Annotated in this window: 9 protein-coding genes, 1 pseudogene and 1 other annotated feature; of the genes and pseudogenes, 3 read left to right on the top strand and 7 right to left on the bottom strand. The window is 56.6% G+C overall.

The genetic code is table 11. From position 1 onward, the window contains the following. On the top strand, positions 1-387 hold a 387-nt coding region (locus EA797_RS21115), incomplete at its 5' end, for a pyridoxal-phosphate dependent enzyme (RefSeq protein WP_122168875.1). 43 nt (positions 388-430) lie between these two features. Here EA797_RS21115 and EA797_RS21110 read toward each other — a convergent pair. Continuing rightward, positions 431-781 (bottom strand): DUF7079 family protein, encoded by a 351-nt coding sequence (locus tag EA797_RS21110; RefSeq protein WP_122168873.1) that lies wholly within the window; start codon positions 779-781, stop codon positions 431-433. Positions 782-1,096: 315 nt separating this feature from the next. Between EA797_RS21110 and EA797_RS21105 the strand changes: the two genes are divergently transcribed. Both EA797_RS21105 and EA797_RS21100 read left to right on the top strand, forming a co-directional pair. Then, positions 1,097-2,938: a DUF3592 domain-containing protein gene (locus EA797_RS21105; protein WP_122168871.1), complete on the top strand. Its 1,842-nt coding sequence runs from the start codon at positions 1,097-1,099 to the stop codon at positions 2,936-2,938. 116 nt (positions 2,939-3,054) lie between these two features. Beyond that, positions 3,055-4,277 (top strand): IS3 family transposase gene (locus tag EA797_RS21100; RefSeq protein WP_116620509.1). Its coding sequence is split into 2 segments (ribosomal slippage): positions 3,055-3,340 and positions 3,340-4,277, totalling 1,224 coding nucleotides; the frame shifts between segments, so codons are not numbered across the junction. After that, positions 3,333-3,449, top strand: a sequence feature (AL1L pseudoknot). Its footprint overlaps the gene before it by 117 nt. 200 nt (positions 4,278-4,477) lie before the next feature. Here the strand turns inward: EA797_RS21100 and EA797_RS21095 are convergent. From EA797_RS21095 to EA797_RS21070, 6 genes and pseudogenes are all read right to left on the bottom strand, one after another. Continuing rightward, positions 4,478-5,380: a PoNe immunity protein domain-containing protein gene (locus EA797_RS21095; RefSeq protein ID WP_122168869.1), complete on the bottom strand. Its 903-nt coding sequence runs from the start codon at positions 5,378-5,380 to the stop codon at positions 4,478-4,480. A 29-nt stretch (positions 5,381-5,409) separates the two neighbouring features. Further along, positions 5,410-5,941: pseudogene (locus EA797_RS21090) on the bottom strand (IS5 family transposase); the annotation flags it as partial. Between the two features lie 129 nt (positions 5,942-6,070). After that, positions 6,071-6,400: a hypothetical protein gene (locus tag EA797_RS21085; RefSeq protein ID WP_122168867.1), complete on the bottom strand. Its 330-nt coding sequence runs from the start codon at positions 6,398-6,400 to the stop codon at positions 6,071-6,073. Continuing rightward, positions 6,400-15,468, bottom strand: coding sequence for a two-partner secretion domain-containing protein (locus EA797_RS21080; RefSeq protein ID WP_167468843.1), 9,069 nt, complete (start codon positions 15,466-15,468; stop codon positions 6,400-6,402). The genes EA797_RS21085 and EA797_RS21080 overlap by 1 nt, the downstream gene beginning before the upstream one ends. A gap of 38 nt (positions 15,469-15,506) precedes the next feature. Further along, positions 15,507-16,025: a toxin-activating lysine-acyltransferase gene (locus EA797_RS21075; protein ID WP_122168865.1), complete on the bottom strand. Its 519-nt coding sequence runs from the start codon at positions 16,023-16,025 to the stop codon at positions 15,507-15,509. An 11-nt stretch (positions 16,026-16,036) separates the two neighbouring features. Next, positions 16,037-17,692: a ShlB/FhaC/HecB family hemolysin secretion/activation protein gene (locus EA797_RS21070; protein ID WP_122168863.1), complete on the bottom strand. Its 1,656-nt coding sequence runs from the start codon at positions 17,690-17,692 to the stop codon at positions 16,037-16,039. Positions 17,693-17,947 lie beyond the last annotated feature (255 nt).

Below are 17,947 nucleotides of genomic sequence, written 5' to 3'. Positions count from 1 at the left end.
GAATTTGATGCAGCGTTGCTCGCCTCCGGAAGCGCAGGGACGCACAGTGGCCTGGCCCTGGCGCTCGAATATGCAAAGCCGGGTATCCGGGCGATCGGGGTAACCGTATCGCGCCCGGAAGCGGCGCAGCGGCCCAAGGTCGAAGGGTTGTTGGAACGCACCGCCGATCTGCTTGGCGTCGAGGTGCCGACGGGGCTACAGATCGAACTGTGGGATCAGTATTTTGCACCGCGCTATGGTGAGCCGAACGCCGGCACACTGGCCACGATCCGGTTGCTTGCCGCGCAGGAACGCGTCCTGCTCGACCCGGTGTACACATCAGCGCCATGCATGGCGCCGGTGGAAGCGATGCCGTCACAACTCGCCATACGTGCCTCTTATCGGTGATGTAAGTTAGTACGGTCACGGCTGTTCCCTAACACCCACGAGGTCAATAGTCAGTGGGCCTTTCGGTCAAAGCCCCAACAATCTTTTTCCAGATATAACCGTAGTTGTATTTCAACCAGACGATTAGTGCCTTATCCAATTTCTGTCTAAACCAACTGTTTTCCCGAGTTGCTAACCTTCCTTCGATCATGATGTTGAGAGAGCCTGGATCAAAGCCCGTCCCAACAGGAAGCATCGCCGCAGCGATATTGGTAAAGCACACAGGCGCCACTTCAGAATAGAGTATGTCGTACGCCATCCTAGGATCGACGTCCTTTATCTTTCTAGCTATGTAGTCGTAATTCACTAGAGAATCATTGAACGCATCGGAAAGTGCGGTTCTGACCTCTGTCAGTTTTGGTTCGCTTTAAAAATGTCCCAATACGAAAACCCCTCCAGCCCCTCATCCAACGAGTCCGCGGCGACCTCCCCTGCCACCAATCCAACCAAGACAGCAGCAATTGCGCAGATGGGCGCTTGGGCCGCAGTGCGCAGTGACTCCCAAGCCTACAAAAAATACTTTTCTATAGCTAAGGCTGGCGCTTTAATATCGCCGATAACAGCTCGATCTAAATTTTCTTGAATGGACTCTCTATGTTAAGCGCAGGACGTGTTTGCACACACTCGACCGATCATCTTGCTCCATTCTCGTTCGTGAGGAGCAGACGCCGTGGCGGCTAAACGTATTGGTGCGTTGCTGCTAATAGTCTTGGCAGCGCTCTTCCTATTCGGCTTTTTCTCTTCAGCCGCCCGCACGACCTGGTTTGTAGCAACGGCCGAAGTGTACTCGGCCACCGTGAGCGGATACCGCACGGTGCAAAGAGATCCGGAGCGACCACCGCTCTATGTTGCTCTGCTGGCCTATCAGAATAACGGGAAGGATGTTATCGCCAGCAACAACGAATCGTCCCGTGGGAAACCCTACGCGCTTGGCGAGCAACTGACGATATACGCCAGTAGCACTACACCGGATCGCGTAATCATCAAGGACCTAGCGAGTCTGGTGAGTACACCGTTGTTCAGTCTCGTTATGGCCTACCTCTTTGCGTGGGGATCGGGAGTAATCTACCGCAGCAATCGCGCCCGCGCCGAGCAGCAATCGACGAGTAAGGTCGATGCCTTCTATGCGCGCTATGGGCATTACCTCAAACCGACCACGCTGTTGCTCGTTCTGATATTAGTGCCACTGCTCGCGCTGATCAGTATTTTCGTATTTCTCGCCCAGAATCTGAGTCCGTCTTTACGCCGCGGCAGGCGGGATGCCGATGCGCTGGTAAAGGCTCTGGAGGACGTAGGATTCTTCAGTCTGGAGCACCTGCCCTTACCGTTACCCGCGTTTAAGAAGCATGTCCGCGACTCACAAACCCTGCATCTTGGGAACTATCGTGTGTGCGACAGTGGGTCCGGCGCTTTCAGCGCCCGGGTGTTAAGTCTTGCAGGCTGGTTTGCCCGCCGCGGCATTAATCTGAACGTGCGCAAGGGCACTCAGCCTGGTGAGCTCAATTATGGAACGGACGGGGTGTTACGGCTTCAGGGGTTAGATGGGACAAACGACGTGGATTCACGCCAGGTGGATCTGGCGCTAGCCCGGCTGTTTAACCGCTTGCTTGAGCGACAAGATCGGCCGGAACGTTTGTACGTGCCATTCCCCTATGGCGATATGACAATGCTCAGTGAAGACATTTATCAGGTCTTATGCCACTCGCCGTCTTTTCCTCGCGAACGTCTTCCGCTTGAGGTCGGTACCCAGGGACATCGGGACATTCAGTTGCTGGCGAAGGCTCAAGAACACCCATTGGCTTGGCGCTATCACCGCCTCTTCAAGGTTGACGCTGATACTTTGGGAGGGCTCGCCCAGATAGCCAATTCCGCCCCATTGTTGAGGCGGTTGCACGCTGCCGGGATGCGATTCGGCAAGGTCATAGGCCAGACCGATCAGAGCACGCTACTTACCGTCAAAGCCGCCGACGCGGATGAGAATACACCGCCGCTATTATTGCTTTACGCGCTGGCTAGCGAAGCCTATTCGTGCTGCCGTGACGTTCCTGATCTTGATCGATTGCATTTCAAACCATCTGAGGGACTTCAGCTACCAGTACCTAATCAGCTAGCTGCGAACGATCGACTCGTATTCAGTGAAAACGGCAGCGAAATAGACATCCTCGAACTCGATACTCATGCGCGCCACTGCTTAGCCGAGAAGGCGGCATGCCGCAGCTACATGGGGATGACGTTGGATGAAAGCGGACGCTGGCTGCTCTACTGGTACGTTGACGAAGATGTCGATTTCCCAAATATGTGCCTGCACGATTTGCTGAACAGAAAGAATATCCAACTGGACTGCGCGCCCCTGATTGACTATCGCTTCGATACTTTATGCTGGCAGCGGGCCCCTGTCGCTTTCACCGTTCGCAACCAGTTGACCGAAACGCACGAGGCCTGGCAGATCAACGTAGCTAACAGGGGATTGCGACCGTTACTGGAAAACGAAGCCACCGAACAGCCCGCGTAATCGTTAGCTATCTACTTCAAGCCAGCTCGAGCCACAGGTACTACTAGAAAGGGTAAACGATTCTCTTGAACCGCCCCGGGTTTCGTGGAGGCCTCAACTCTTGAGAAGATGAGGCCATGAAAAAGACTACGACCTACTCCCCTGAAGTCCGTGAACGTGCCGTGCGCATGGTTCTGGAGCATTTGAACGACTATCCCTCCGAGTGGGCCGCCATTGAAGCCATCGCGCCGAAGATTGGCTGTGCAGCGCAGACGTTGCATGGCTGGATTCGCCGTCATCAGACCGACGCAGGTCAGCGTCCAGGCCCGACAACCGAAGAGCGCGAACGCATCAAGGCGTTGGAGCGGGAGAACCGCGAACTGCGCAAAGCCAATGAAATTCTGCGTCTGGCCAGTGCGTATTTTGCCCAGGCGGAGCTCGACCGCCGCACCAAGTCCTGAGGGCTTTTGTCGATCAGTACCGTGACCGTCTTGGGGTCGAGTCGATCTGCCGCGTCTTACAGATCGCCCCGTCCGGTTACCGTAGGCATGCGGCCCAGCAGCGCAACCCCGAATTACGTTGCTGCCGCGCTCGACGCGATGACGCATTGATCATGGAAATCCAGCGCGTATGGGACACCAACATGCAGTGCTATGGCGCAGTGAAGGTCTGGAAGCAGTTACGGCGAGAAGGCATCGCAGCTGCCAGGTGCACGGTAGAGCGATTGATGCGTCGTGCTGGATTACAGGGCATAAGGCGTGGCCAGGTCGTGCGCACAACGGTGGCTGGCGACAAGGCTCTTTGCCCGCTGGATCGCGTCCAACGCCAGTTCCATGCCGACCGCCCGAACCAGTTGTGGGTGTCGGACTTCACCTATGTATCGACCTGGCAGGGCTGGCTGTACGTGGCGTTCGTGATCGACGTCTTTGCACGCCGGATCGTCGGCTGGCGAGTCAGTACTAGCATGAAGACAGACTTCGTACTGGATGCCCTGGAGCAAGCCCTGTATGCCCGTCAGCCGCATTGCACAGGTGGGCTGATCCATCACAGCGACCGTGGCAGTCAGTACGTCTCCATTCGCTACACTGAGCGATTGGCAGAGGCCGGTATAGAGCCCTCGGTGGGTAGCAAGGGAGACAGCTACGATAACGCCCTGGCCGAAACCATCAACGGGCTGTACAAGGCCGAGCTGATTTACCGTCAGTCATGGAAGAGCCGCGAAGCCGTCGAAATGGCGACCTTGAAATGGGTGCACTGGTACAACCACCAACGCCTGCTGAGCTCAATCGGCTATATCCCGCCTGCGGAGGCTGAGGCAAACTTCCACCAGCAGCAAACAGATCAGGCCGTGGCGGCCTGACTTAAACGAAACGGCCTCCACGAAACCCGGGGCGGTTCAGTGTGGACTCGCTTCGCCGAATTTTTTGATATGTATCGGGACGAACTCGTCTCTCATCTGCGATCCTCTCGGCGAAGCGCCCTCACAATATAAACACAGCTGGCGGAGCGTTTTAGAAGCTACCACTATTCGTTCGCCAAGCCGGAAGCTGCCGCCCGTTATCAATTCCGCCGACTGAGCAAACGAGCTATTAGACCTCGTTTGGCACTAGGCTGAGCCGAGCGCTCTGTCATAACTTCAGCTTGCACGGATGAGTCTGTCTCGTTGCGCGGCAGGTGTATCAGGTCAACAGGGTAGTGCTGATTACCAACGCATAAGGCATCGTCGACCCGGAATACCTTTGCAGCTACGGCGGCCTCTACGCACCATCTACCAAAGTAAGCGCCGCCTGCGAAATTCTCATCGCCGTACTTATACCAGTACGGATACGTGACCTTTGCTGCTTGACCATGCTTGGCATTTCGCACGGCTGCGCCCAGCCCATCGAACCAAGACTCAACGAACTGCTTGAGAAGGAGGGCCTGTTTCTCTACTGGTGCCTCAATAGCATTTAAGAGCAACGCGTAAGGTGTCGGATAGAGCACTTCATCCCTAATGACCCGTGCTGGTGAACGTTTGGATATTATTTTGTCAAGAAGACGATCTTGTCCTTCATTTCCAATTAGCGCTATCAGCCGTGACCATTGATCATCCGGAATATCTAACGTCAGCCCAAGTCCAACAAGCCAAAAGCAGCTGATATAATGGTCGAGATTAAGCTTCCAAGAGCTGCGGATAACCTGCTGCTCCTTGCTCCAGATTTCGCGGCCTAATTGCTCTGAACATTCCCATGCATCGAGCAAGCCTGGGAAGTATATCGCAAGAGTATCTACACGACAGCCAGCTGAGTAACGGCGCAGCATCTGGTGCCAATGTTTCTGCGCTATGGTAAATAAATACTGTGGTAGATAATTGGGATCCGCATTCTGTTGTGCAGCTGTCTGTTTCGCCTCAGCGATGTACTGATCACCATAATCTACCCATTCTGACCAGTAATCAGCACTTCCTTTGAGATCCCGCACCATCACGTCTTCCTACCACTCATTGCTATTGGCTTGCGAGGCCGGCCTTGTTTGCCGGGGATGCGGATCTGATCCTGGAGTGCTTGAGCATTCGAGATGCCGCTGGCCTGGCCCGGCGACAGCAGAAAACGCAGAGGCACGCCGTCGGCATCGCAAACCACGGGGATTTTGGTGTTCAGGCCACCTCGGCTACGCCCCAACGCATGGTCTGCCGGTTCTTCTGGCCCCCTTTCTTTCCGGCGCCAGAAGAGCCTTTGGTTGTTCGTACCGCCGTGGAGTCGATCAACCATGTATCCAGATCGATGATTTAGGCAAATATGCAAACGATCAAGCACTTGGTCGACATGCCTTCACCCCGCCAATCACGAAAGCGCTGATACACCGTCAACCATCGGCCGAAGCGCTCCGGCAGATCGCGCCAGGCGCCACCTGAGCACGAGGCCCAGAGGATGCCGATGAGTATCAGTCGATCATCACTGCGAGGTCGCCCTATTTTCTGTTTGGGGAAACCAGATCGGCGATCAGTTTCGAAGCTGCATCTGGGAGTTCGTAGCGCTCAGCCATGCGAGTCTCCAGCCTTTTATGGCACCGATTCTACCCGTTCGGGCTTTTCATACAGAACCTAGTTAAAGGTCGCAGATCATCGACCGATCGCACGCCTCCAATTTACTCAGAGCATACCGGAAGAGTGTCTTATTCATCATAATTGAATTTGATACCGAGCTTCATCTTATCAACCGCCAATGAAATCTCACACCCTGACCAAGCACCTTTGCCAGCAGTCAAGTCATTGATCAAAAAATAATCTCGCAATTGCACCAATAATTCAGTGAGATCCCCTACGGCACGTCCGTCCGGCGTAAACCAATCTAACACACCACCGTTGTCTATATAATCGAACTCATACTTTCCGCCATCTCCTTCCGAAAAGAGCTCTGCTCGAACTACTATTTCCCGAGCATTCGAAGGCCCAGCATCAACCAAAAGTTGCCCGATCTTCTGATACAACGCCTGATCACTCATCAAATACCACCTGGTGAATTTTTGAAGTCCATAATAACAGGGCGACCGCCGTCAATCGAATACTGGACACTAAATCTATCTGGGCGCGCACCAGAGCCACTATAGACAGGCTCAATTTTCACATAGACCGCCTGCCCTTGCTTGAGCGCATCGGCCCATTTATTCTCCATTTTTTTCCAGGCGCCCTTATTCAAGTTCCCATTCATAGGCAGCAAATTGAGTTTCTCGCCTGGCCCATTGAAGACACTGGCGATCAGATGTCCTCCTTCGTCGCCGCTGACCCCGCACTTACCGGCGATACATTGCTGATAGGTATTCCGGTCATTCTTAGCAAGCGATAGATTAGATTCAACTTTTTCAACTCGCCCGACACTGTCTGTCTGGTAGGTTTTGTTACCGTCTACCCTATAGATAGTGTTCGGCTCTGGCTTATTCAACTCTTTCGTCCAAGCACCTTTAGCGCCGGAGCTAACCTCGACCTCACGGAGAGGATTTCCAAGAATTTTCCCACCACCCGCCAGATCAACTGCGTCGGTCTTGAGCAGCTTGGTGCTATCTACTGCCATTTTCTCCAGGCTGTCTCGGCCCAGCTTGATGCCGACACTCGCGAGTTTAACTCCCCCTTTCGCTATTCCACCGACACCGGTGAGAATGCCCCCGACATCCCATACCAGCTCACCCATGTCACGGCCCAGTTGCACAGCATGCTCGTCGCCCCCGACTGTCAGCGCTTGCTCAATGCGGTCGATCTTGGCTTGTAACTGCAGCTTGACCTCATCTGGGTAACCGGCCAAAGCGCCTGGCTCATTGATCAGCCTGCCGATCGCCTGGATGGTCTCCACCGGATGCATTAGCATCTGCGACAGACCCTGGACATCATCGAAGCCCGCTTCAACTAGGCCCAGGCCAACGCCACTCTGCGTCAGCAAATCCTGCTTTTTGCTGATAAACGCCCATTTCGCCAAGACCTGCAGTTCATCCAGGCGCCCTTCTGCCTCTTTCAGTTCCTTCTTCGCCTGCACAAGCTGCTGAGTCGCCAGCCAGTTGTTATCAATGGCTGCGCTGGCGGAGGCGTTTGCAGCGGCCGCATCGAGGTCGCCAGCCGCGGCAAGGCCGGTGACCAGGCTCGCAATTAGATTTCGTTTAGCCTCGCGTTGGGTCTCGCTCTCGTTCGGGCTCGCATTGGAGAATAATCCCGTGAGAAGACTTGATGCGGCTGCACCCGCCGCACCGCTTCCACAGCTCTGGCTGCTCGCCGCTGCGCCCGCGCATCCCACGATCCCATGCAGTGCAGCATGGGATGGGGATCCTTCTATCAAGGCGCCGTCCTCCACGAGCTTCCCAATATAACCGGCGCCCTGCTGCTGAATGTAATTGACGACCAAGCCTTGTATGAAAGCGCCATTGCTTGCGCTTACGTTTCCACCCGCCGCCGCGACCAAGGCTGTGGTCACCTGACGATAGGTTCCACCCGCCCCCCACTTGTCGGCGACCGCTGCGGCGTCCTTTCTGAGTTGTTGTGCAGATTGCAGAAGAGCCAAAGCCTGGTCTCCGGTCAGATCCGGATTCATCGCGGCGGCTTCCGCTTCATCTGCAGCGCGGCGTTTTTCGTCAACCTCATTCGCTTTGTTGGCCAACAGAGTACCTACCTCGTTGGTGAGCGCCCCAACGATCTGGAAACCGGCCCGAATCTCCTCTTCGTTGAAGATCGGCTTGAGCGCGTTTGACGTATCACGATCGCTCGACACGTCGCGATTCAGCGATGCGACGGTTTGCTCGGCGGTTGAGCCTGTCAACGCTTGCTGACCAGCCTCGTCTCTGATTTCAATGACCGCACCGCTGATCCCACTGCGCGTGGTGCTGCTCGCGCTGTCACGTGCACCAATGACCACTGGCAGGGCCGAGCTGACCCCGCCCTCGCTTGGCAATGTTGATCCCGGGGTCTGGGCACTACCGGCCTGTGCGTTGCCTTGCTGATCCTTCCCGACGGCGCCGCCATACCCTCCGCCCAGGCTGATACTGCTACCGCTGTATTTCGCGCCGTTCTCAATGTCGCGGGTCGTTAGCGTGGCCGTACTGAGCGTGTTACGACCGTCCTGGATGGCCTTGTCGGAGCTCGTGATAACCGCGCCTCCCAGGTCGGTATTGCCACCTACCCGGATCTGGAATCCGTCATCGCCCGCCCTAATGCCGGACTGCTCGGTGACGCTTGCAAACTCGGAATTGATGTCCGTCTTGCCGATATTTCCGGATACGGAACTTGCGCCATAGCAGAACGGCGGGATGCACAGACTCACGCCAAAACCCATACTCTTTTCGTCGACCTTGTAGGTGCTGGTGTCCTGCAAACTCTCGATATTCAGGTCGCGCCCGACATCGGCAATAACCTGCTTGCCTGTCGCCACGGCGCCTTTGAGATTGGTGTCTCGACCAGATATCAATGCCAGCGTGTTGCCAGCATCGACCCGCGCGTTTGTATGAGTAACGTCTTCCCCGTCGCTTTCGCCTCGATTAGCAGATACACCCAGGTTGAAGGAAATGCCGTTCTGGCTACCGCCAAAGGAGATCCCGATTCCCACGCTGGCACTGCTTCCCTCGCTATCACTCTGCTGTTCAGCTCTGTCTGTAGCAGCGAGCAGATTGATATCGCCCTCTGAGACGAGGGTCGCGTTGTTCCCCGCTTTGATCTGGCTACCACGGACGGTGATGGAGCTGTTATCGCCGGCGCCACGGGCGGTCAACGTCACGTCGTTGCCCGCCGCAACGGTGGAAGCCGCGGAGGTGTCGCTGCGCTGAGTGACGGTGTTTTCGTTCTTTTGACTACCCAGGGAGATACTGATGTTAACTCCGCCGACTTGCGCCGGATTCTGGGCGACAGCGGTGGCAGCATTGTTTGCAGACAGCGCGGTCGTGGCCAGTGCCAAGGTTTGCATGCGGCTGTTATCGGTTTTATCCGATGCCTGCTTCATCTGCTCGGCAGTTTGAATCGCACTGATCACCGGATTGGTGATCGTGATTGACACCCCTGTTTGCTTGAACTTGGTCTCACGTGCGCGCTCGCTGATATTGCGTGCTTCGAGAATATCGATGCGCTCGGCGCTGATATCGACATCACCCTTGGGGGCGACGACTTGGCTACCCACCTGGCGATAATCTTTCCCAGCGGCAATCAAGACATCGCCGTCAGTTGAACCGATGGTGCTGCCAACCGCTGTCCGCCGAGTCGATTCATCTTCGACGCTTTGCTGCTGGCTCCCGATCGTTACCGCGATGCCGCCACCGCTGAACAAGCCGCTCTTTTTCTCCGTCTTGTCGTGACGCTCGGTGACCCGGTCGGCCGCCGCTTCAATATTGATATTGTTGTCAGCTACCAGGATCGTCTGTTGCGTGGAAACCACATTGCTGCCGCGCACGTTGATGTCTCGACCGGCCTGCAGATACGTTTGCTCACCACTGACGGTAGAGCCGGCCACCAGGGTCTGGGTGACGGTATCTCGGGTCGTCGTGGTCTTGCTTGAGAACATCCCACTCTTGCCCTTGAACTTGTGCGCCTCGTCGGCGAACTGGTAGTTCTCGGCCTCAGTGAGATTGATGTCACGCTGCGCGTCAGCCAGTACCATCCCTTTGTCGCTTGTTACATCTGCGCCACGGGCGTTGATGTCTTGACCGGCGCTCAGCTGAAGGTCGCCGGTAGACTGAATGACAGAGCCGACCTCCGTTCGGCTGGCATCTTTACGCCAGTTGCTGGCGTTCCAGGCGATGGATTGCTCGTGCGCCTCTGAAACCGTCCCCAGGTTGATGTCTCGACCAGCACTAATTGCCGTTTGGCCGTCGCCAGCATTGACCACCTGTGCAGCATCGAGATTGACATCGTTGCCTGCACTCACCTTCATGGTGCCGTTGGCGCCACTGACGAAGAGCCCTGCCACCCTGGACAGGTTTGTCCGGCCTCCTTGCGCGCCTGAGCTCTCATGGGTGGTGGACGCAACAGTGATGTCCTGTCCTGCGCTTAGGGACAGCGAATCCACCGCGCCGATCAGCCCGCCGAGGTTATTGAGGTTCTCACGTGCTTGAATTGATGCCTTGTCAGCCTGGATGCGTCCACCGAGGTTGTCGATATTCTGTGCAGTCAACGACATGACGCTGCGGCCAGCCAGGCTACCGCTGTTGATCACATCACCGCTGATGTCCAGGTTGAGCTGCTGGCCGGCAATCAAGGCGCCTGAGCCGTCAAGATCACCCTCTTTCACGCGAACATAGACCTGAGGTACCAGGACGGTCCTGACTTCTCCGGAGGGAAGCGTTACCGGCTGCTCGACTAGCCAAACGATGTCGCTGGTGAGCGACGCCATTTGCTCAGCCGTCAGTGCAATGCCTGGGACGAGCTGCCACTCGCTCGCGACGGTAACGGCATTGTCTATCAGCGATCGATACTGCTGCTCGTCGCTTGCATAGCCCTCCAGGAAGCGCCGCCCAGTCAATTGCGCGATCTGCTCGCGAACAAGTCTCTGCTCATAGAAACCATCGCCAAGACGAAGCTGGCTCTGCGCCGGATCGATTCTAAGCCGGTCCAGCATGTAGTCGGAGGACAACCAGGTCCGATAGCTTGCGAACTTGGGATCGGTTTCAATCAGGAAACCGGTGCGTGCGCTCGGGTTGGTTTTGAACAAGCTGCTGGTGGGCAGACTTACCGAGTATCCGCCGGTGCGAACGTGCTCTGGGACAGCACTTCCTTGCTCGGATGATTGAGCGGCAACCTCGATGATCGATCCGACCTGATGCATTCCACCGGCATTTGCGGTCAGTGCGCCGGTTGTGGCGACCTGCTGGGCTACTAGCTGGCTGCCGTGTCCGGCCACCGACGTGCCGGTACCGACCACGTTGGCAGTCTGTTGGTAGACGGCAGGCGACAGGGATATCGATTGGATGACGGGCGCCGGTGTATAGGCCGCACGACTACTGCCCTGGTCATCGCGTCCCTTTTTCTTCTTGCGGTAGAAATTGGTGACCGAGCCTTGATCTGCAATGACGCGCTCACCTTGCAGCTCGGTGTTGGTCAGCTGATCAATGTGGCCCTGCAGCAAACCGCCGGCAATGATCCGACTGTTATCGTTGAGGACATCTCCTGACTTGATCAGCAAGTTGCCACCCGACAGAATCTGCGCAGGGGCCGAGGAGACGATTTGCGTCTCTTGAATGACGCGCGTGTAGTCGTATCGATTCCAGGTATCGTCGCTCCCGTCAGGCGTGTGAAGGTAATCTACCTCGTCATGGGTTAGCGTGATTTGGTCTTTGGAGTAGCGATTGGATGATCCGGAGAGCTGGTACTCCTGTACCGCCTCTCGGCTGACCTCGGCAATGCGAGTACTGAAGTGCTCATTGGTGTTGCGGATACTCTGCACATCCATGGACAGGTTGCCGATCGACTCAATCGTAGCGCTCGCGTTATGGAGCCACTGGGCACGCCCCTGCGCCTTCCCATCGGCCGTTAGCGTCTTTCCGATCGACAGATCCCCGGCGCTGAAGATCAGCGACTGTTCGCGATTGCTAAGCACGTCGGCGCCGATATTGAGTTCGTCCCGCGCGGCAATGACAGCCGCACTGCCATTCTCGTCGCTGTTTACAAGGCTAGTCGCCTCAACGGAGAGCTGATCGCCGTACAGCCTTCCAGTCCCGAGGTTGGTTAACGCATTGGCTTGCAGCCGCACGCGCTGGCCGTCGATCAGGCCCCGGTTAACGAGCGAGTCACTGGCTTCTACGCTCACCTGTGACGCGCTGATTTCCCCGCTGACAAGGTTGTTCAAGGATTTGGCGCTGAGCAGCAGCGAACCTGCCACCAAGCTGCCGCTGTTGGTTAGGTCGCCAGCAACCGCCAGATCAAGCACATTGTTCGCCTGAAACTGACCGCTATTGGTCAACCCATTGTGGCTGCGGAATGTCAGGTCACCCAGGCTCAAGGCCCGGCCGGTACCCGAGAAGTAGGCGGCGTTGAGCGATAGGAGATTGCCTGCTATCAGGGTTCCGCCGGTGTTCGATACCGACAGGCGCTGCAGGCTGGGGTCGCGGTCACTGACCTTCAGCTGCGTGCCTCCCGAGATAAGACCGCTGTCGTTGTCGACGGACTGGCTGGCACCGATCTCAATTGATTCGTCTGCCCGAATGGCCCCAGACCGGTTGATAACCCTATCAACGGCCAGGCGCATCGAACGTCCCTCGATGCCAGTTTCAGCGCCTGAGGTCAGGCTGTTGTCTAGTTTGACAGCCTCAATATCAAGGTGACTGCCCGAGCGGATCAAACCCCCGGTGTTATTGATATCTTGCGCGATTGCCAGACCGATATCGCTGCGCGCCTGGATCGTGCCCGCCTCGTTGGCTAGATTGGAGCCGTGAATCCGAATGCCGGCCTCACCAATCACCTGTCCGCGGTTTATGACGCTTGTTGCTTGAAGCAGTACGTCGTCTTTGGCCGCGATAAAGCCTTTATCATTGAGGACGTGTGCACTTAGGATTTGCAGCTCACCCTGACTGACTATGCCTCCGGCGTCGCCTGAGGCTGCGTTAACAAGCCGGTCGGACCCCGTGTCTAGCTTGAGGTCCCCCGCCGATTGGATCAGGCCTCCGACATTGAGCAGTTCGCCGCTTTCGGAAACCAAGCCCGCCTGGGCGTTAATCGTTCCTCCACCGTTGTCCAGACGTTCTCCGTGAGCGTCCAAATCCAGGTTATGCCCGCTGATGGTGCCCTTTGCATTGTCGATACCGGAGGCATTCACGCTGATGTCACCAGCGGCCTCCAGCCGGCCTGCCGCATTGCCCAGCTTTTCCTTCACGCTGATCGTCAGATCCGAGTCCACGGAGCCAATAACGCCTTGCTCGTTGTTCAGTCGCTCGGTTGTAATCGTGACGTCCTGCTTGGCAGCCACTGTGCCCTTGGCGTTATTCAGGTCATCGGCTGCGACTGCAAGGCTATCCGCCGCACTCAGCGTGCCCCCGCCGTTGCTGAACAATGAAGCGGTCAGGGTGGCGGCACCGCTCGATCCCAAGGTTCCGTTGGTATTAACAACCGATCCCTCAGCCGCTATAACCAGGTCTCCACCGGTCGTGGACAGAACCTTGCCTGCGGTGTTGTCTAGCATTCCAGCTTTCAAGGTTGCCGGTCCGCTACTGCTGATGAGGCCGCCATGGTTATCCAGACGGCCTGTGGCGGTGATGCTCAGCGGATCGTCGCCTACCTGCAGCATTTTCCCGCCGCGGTTGCTGAGATCGCCGACCTGAAAAAAAATACCCCGGCCCTGAGTTACACTGCTATCAAGGACAACGTCGTTTGCCTTCACCTGGAGCGATCCGTTGCTGGCTAGCAAGCCCTGGGAGCCATCAAACGATTCGGTCTGAACATCCAGCAGGCCGTTGCCCGCATGCTCAATCCGGCCTTTCGTGTTGTCTACAGCAGCCGCGTCAATACGAAGGTCAGAGCCGTTACTGGCGATGCGCCCATCCTGGTTACCCAGCGCGCCGGCAACCCGTATGGTCGTGCTACCCGTACCTGACTGTACGAGTTCGCCACCTAGGTTTGACAGTGTTCCAGCATCGATACTTAGCGAATCGGCCGTGACTCGCGCCCGCTCCGTGATCAGCGCTGAAGTCGCGTTCGCTGACAGGCGTTGCGAAGCGTCCACAGTACTATCTGATAGGTCGAGCTGGCCTGATTCGATCTGGATGTTCCCGGCCCTGATCTCGCCTCCGCTAAAATTGACATTCACTCCGCGAGCGGTGACATCACCTCCGGCCAGACTCTGTCCATTCGACTTGATCTGTTCGGCTGTCAGGACAAGGTTACCAGCACGCCCTAGTTCACCGTCGTCCGTCAAGCCCGCCGCCAGTGTCGAGTTCAGGTCACTGACGATCGTTGCAGCCTTGAGATTGACGTCGCCTTGAGCCGCAATGGTTCCGCTGTTACGGATAATCGTGGCGCTCTCAAGGATCGCATCACCCTTGGCGTACAGCGATCCGCTATTGCCGATTGCGTCACGGCTGTTTATTCGGGTAGAGACCGCACTGCTGATCGTGCCGGCATTCTGTATCTTGCCGTCTGCACTGATAGTGACATCGCCGGCCATGGCGCCAATCTGTCCGGCGTTGCGAACACCTACGCCTGACTCCGTGCCAATCAACATAATCTTGCCGGCGTACATGCCACCCAGTTGAGCGACGTCGATGGCGACGCTCGGCATTTCTGCGGCGATGTCCGCCAACGGTTTGGCCTGCGTATTATCGGCGTTGACCTGATTCCGCCCGGCGGTGACTTTGAGATCGTTTGCCCAGATCCCGGCGTTCACTTCAACTGCTCGGGCGATCAGGTTCGTGTAGTCGGATTGGGCAGTGTCGAGCCCCTTTCCCTCGATCCGAAGCGTCCCGCCTGTCACGTCAAATCCGGTAATGCGCCCATTTTCCATCTGTGCCCGACCGGTAGTGAGCGTGGCGCGTTCAGCATTGATGAAACCGCAACCGTTACAGGTAATCCCTGCAGGGTTGGCAATGATGACTTCGGCACGCTGTCCGGCCACTTCGGTATAACCGCGCAGCTGGCTCGGATTGGCCGCATTCACCTCATTGAGAATGACCCGAGCGCTGGTCTGTCCGAGTAGTGGATTACCCTCGATCCATCCACCGAGTTGAGTCTGGACGCTGCGATTTGAATTGTTGAGGATGACGCCCTTACCCTCAACATCGAACTGGCTGTAGGTGTTCCGCGATACGCCAGCCGCACTGGGCGCGCGGATATTGATCTGAGGCGTGCCGTTGGCGCTGTTGATGATGCCTGGCTGTTGATTCGATGGCGCAGTTGAGTCAGCGACCACTCCAGACGCCCAGGATGGCGTACTGATAACGGCAACAAGCCCAAGAGCAGCCATGATTGCGAACCGGACGCCGCCGATGACTGCGACGCACCGGGTTCCAACAGGACCATCAGACGCTCCGGGTGATTTCCCCTGACTGCTCACATTTTCGGCCACTACCATCAGCAGCCCGCGAGCCTTGTTGAAAACAACGCGGTAGAGGTTCTTATTCATTGCAATTCCATTTGCGGTACGACGCCGCCCAAGAGTGTTTAGAACGTCACAGAGGGAAGTCTTGCGGCAAACCAGGCACCCGCCTGTTCGCGCGTTACGTTGTTTCCAATAAAGGTTTTGATGCGCGCGCCTCGCTGCTCGCCCCTGTGGTGCAGAAAGCGAGCGCAACGATTCGGCAGCAGTTGGCCCTGAAGCAATCGTCTAACGATGGCCGAATGACCGAACGGTGCTATCCAATCCTCAAACCACATGCGATCGCCGCTATTCCAATCTTGCTCGGAAAGCCCAAGTGGTGAGTGGCACAGATATCGTCGCTCGCTCTCTTCATTGAGGCGCAGCCAGGACATGTAAAAAACGGGCTTTCCCGCCTCGCTACCGACAATGAATTGCCGATGTTTGATTGCAGGAAGCAGCACCGTGGGAAGTGCATGGAGCGGAGCGTCACGGTGTGCATCCGAATGCATCCAGAGCCATGTGGCAGCGCCCAACGCTGAAGCTTCACTCCACGGCTCATCAATGAGCCCAGGCGCCATAATTTCTAAATTGTCGAATCGCATGATCAGCGGCCTCAGAACGAAACGGACACGGTAAAGGCACTGGTGACCTTCGCGGCCTCAAAGCCATCTGGCTTCTTGAGCGGTGTTCCCCAGGACCAGTCGTAGTAGAGCCACTTGTAACCGCCCCTTATGCCGACTGCCGCGCCGACAAGATCTTGGCCTATCAGGTATTCGCTGGATGGCCCGCCGACGCGGCCGTAATCAGCGGCGGCATAGAGTTCCTGACCTGTAGAGCCCAAGCTAAAGCCAAGTTCATTGCGTATCGTCCAGCCCCTATCGGCAGACAGAACGCTCTCACCATCAAAACCACGGACGGTATATCGCCCACCTATCGCAAAGCGGTCCTGAGGAACCAGCGGTGTTCGATTCCATTGCGCACGCCAGCTGCCGATGTATCGGAGCCGTTGCGCGTACAGTTCGAAAGGAATTTGTAGTTGGGTACTGGCCGTTATGATCTTGGATCGAGACGTACCCTCATCGAATTCGTCTTCCGGTGCGACAAGTGCCGAATGAGCACCCGTTCCGCGTCGATAAGCCGCGCTGACTTCCAGCGTAGAGGCACCCAGATACTCTCGATGGCTGACTCCGGCCTCCCACCCAGCCATACGACGCCGTTGAATTTCGATCTCCGTATCATCGATGAAATTCTCCGAAGAGCGACTCCAGAAACTGCTCCAAGCGCTGGTCTTGCGTACCGCGTCCCGATAAAGCATTCGCGACAACCGAAGCTCATTGTTGCGGCTCTCACCCCGATAAAGATAAGACTGGTTTACACCTGCTACAGACTGGTGATAGTCGAACTCGCTGCTCGTTAGTCCGAACGTCCAGTAACCAAATGGCAACGAATAATGCAGCGTGTTGCCTTTGGATCCGCGATCGCCCGATTCACCGCCGCCTAGGTCGTGCGTGAAGCTTGAATAGAACAGATCGTTGAGGGAAAAGATGTTGTCCAGAGACAACGCAACATTTCCCTGATACTTGCCCGTTCCTTTGCTGCCCGAGTTATCGAACGAGAAACTCACCCGGGCTGGGAAACTCTGCGTCCATGCTATTACGACATCGCTCTCACCCGGCTTGGCGTCAACAGCGCTAGCGGGCGCAATCTGGATGTCCGCGTCCGCTGTCGGCACACGCTTGAAGTTCTCTAAAGCCTGTTCGATATCGCGAAGATTCAGAAGATCACCCGGCGACGCTGGCAATGCATTCCAAGCATTGGCGCGCCGGCTTGTACCTTCGGCAAACCTGATGTCGTTGATACGACCAGGAAGGATGGTAAGAACCAATATTCCGCTTTTGAGATCTTGAGCCTCGGCCAGGACTCGAGTAGTGACGTAGCCCCGCTCGATGACCGCGTTCTGAATACGGCCCATCACCAGATTGATTCCGCCCGCTCCCAGGCATCGGCCGACGGCTCGATCGTGGTCTGGGTTTGCTGCGCTCAACGCCCACTGAAATTGATGAGAAGCCTCGCCAATCAATCGAATATCGTTGATGGGAAAGCAAGGCACCTCGCCCGAAGGGAGATCGCCCGAATCGATGGTAGGCGCCTGCAAACGCACATCCGGACGTGCTTCGAGTTGCTCCTGAAGAACCCGCTCGCGTTCGCGCTGACGCAAAAGCTCATCCTCAGCACCCGGCACCTGCGCGCTCGCTTCGCTGAGCATCATTGCAAGAACCGCGGCACCTATTCGCGCTGACACGGCCCTGCCGATGGGTGTACAGCTAACAGGCGGTTGCGGGTGCTCTTTTCCTGAGGCCCGCCTGCGGCAAAAGCCGACGTACTGCATGGCACATTCCTTGTGGACCAGTTTGGTGCGCGATCCTAAGAAGGGATGCCATGGGCTTCAACAGGCGAAGCCGCGAAACAGGATCAACGTCTCGGTTTTCTCAGCGTTCATCAATAAAGCGTCGACCGGGTTGCG

Origin of the sequence: Stutzerimonas zhaodongensis, assembly GCF_003696365.1 — a bacterium.
Taxonomy (GTDB): domain Bacteria; phylum Pseudomonadota; class Gammaproteobacteria; order Pseudomonadales; family Pseudomonadaceae; genus Stutzerimonas; species Stutzerimonas zhaodongensis.
Note: the sequence above shows the minus strand (reverse complement) of the source record. Positions and strands in the feature narration are given on the sequence as shown.

Coding starts and splice junctions, on each gene's coding strand:
- EA797_RS21095 (WP_122168869.1), bottom strand. CDS start 5,380: ATGGTGCGGGATCTCAAAGGAAGTGCTGATTACTGGTCAGAATGGGTA.
- EA797_RS21085 (WP_122168867.1), bottom strand. CDS start 6,400: ATGAGTGATCAGGCGTTGTATCAGAAGATCGGGCAACTTTTGGTTGAT.
- EA797_RS21070 (WP_122168863.1), bottom strand. CDS start 17,692: ATGATGCTCAGCGAAGCGAGCGCGCAGGTGCCGGGTGCTGAGGATGAG.
- EA797_RS21075 (WP_122168865.1), bottom strand. CDS start 16,025: ATGCGATTCGACAATTTAGAAATTATGGCGCCTGGGCTCATTGATGAG.
- EA797_RS21080 (WP_167468843.1), bottom strand. CDS start 15,468: ATGAATAAGAACCTCTACCGCGTTGTTTTCAACAAGGCTCGCGGGCTG.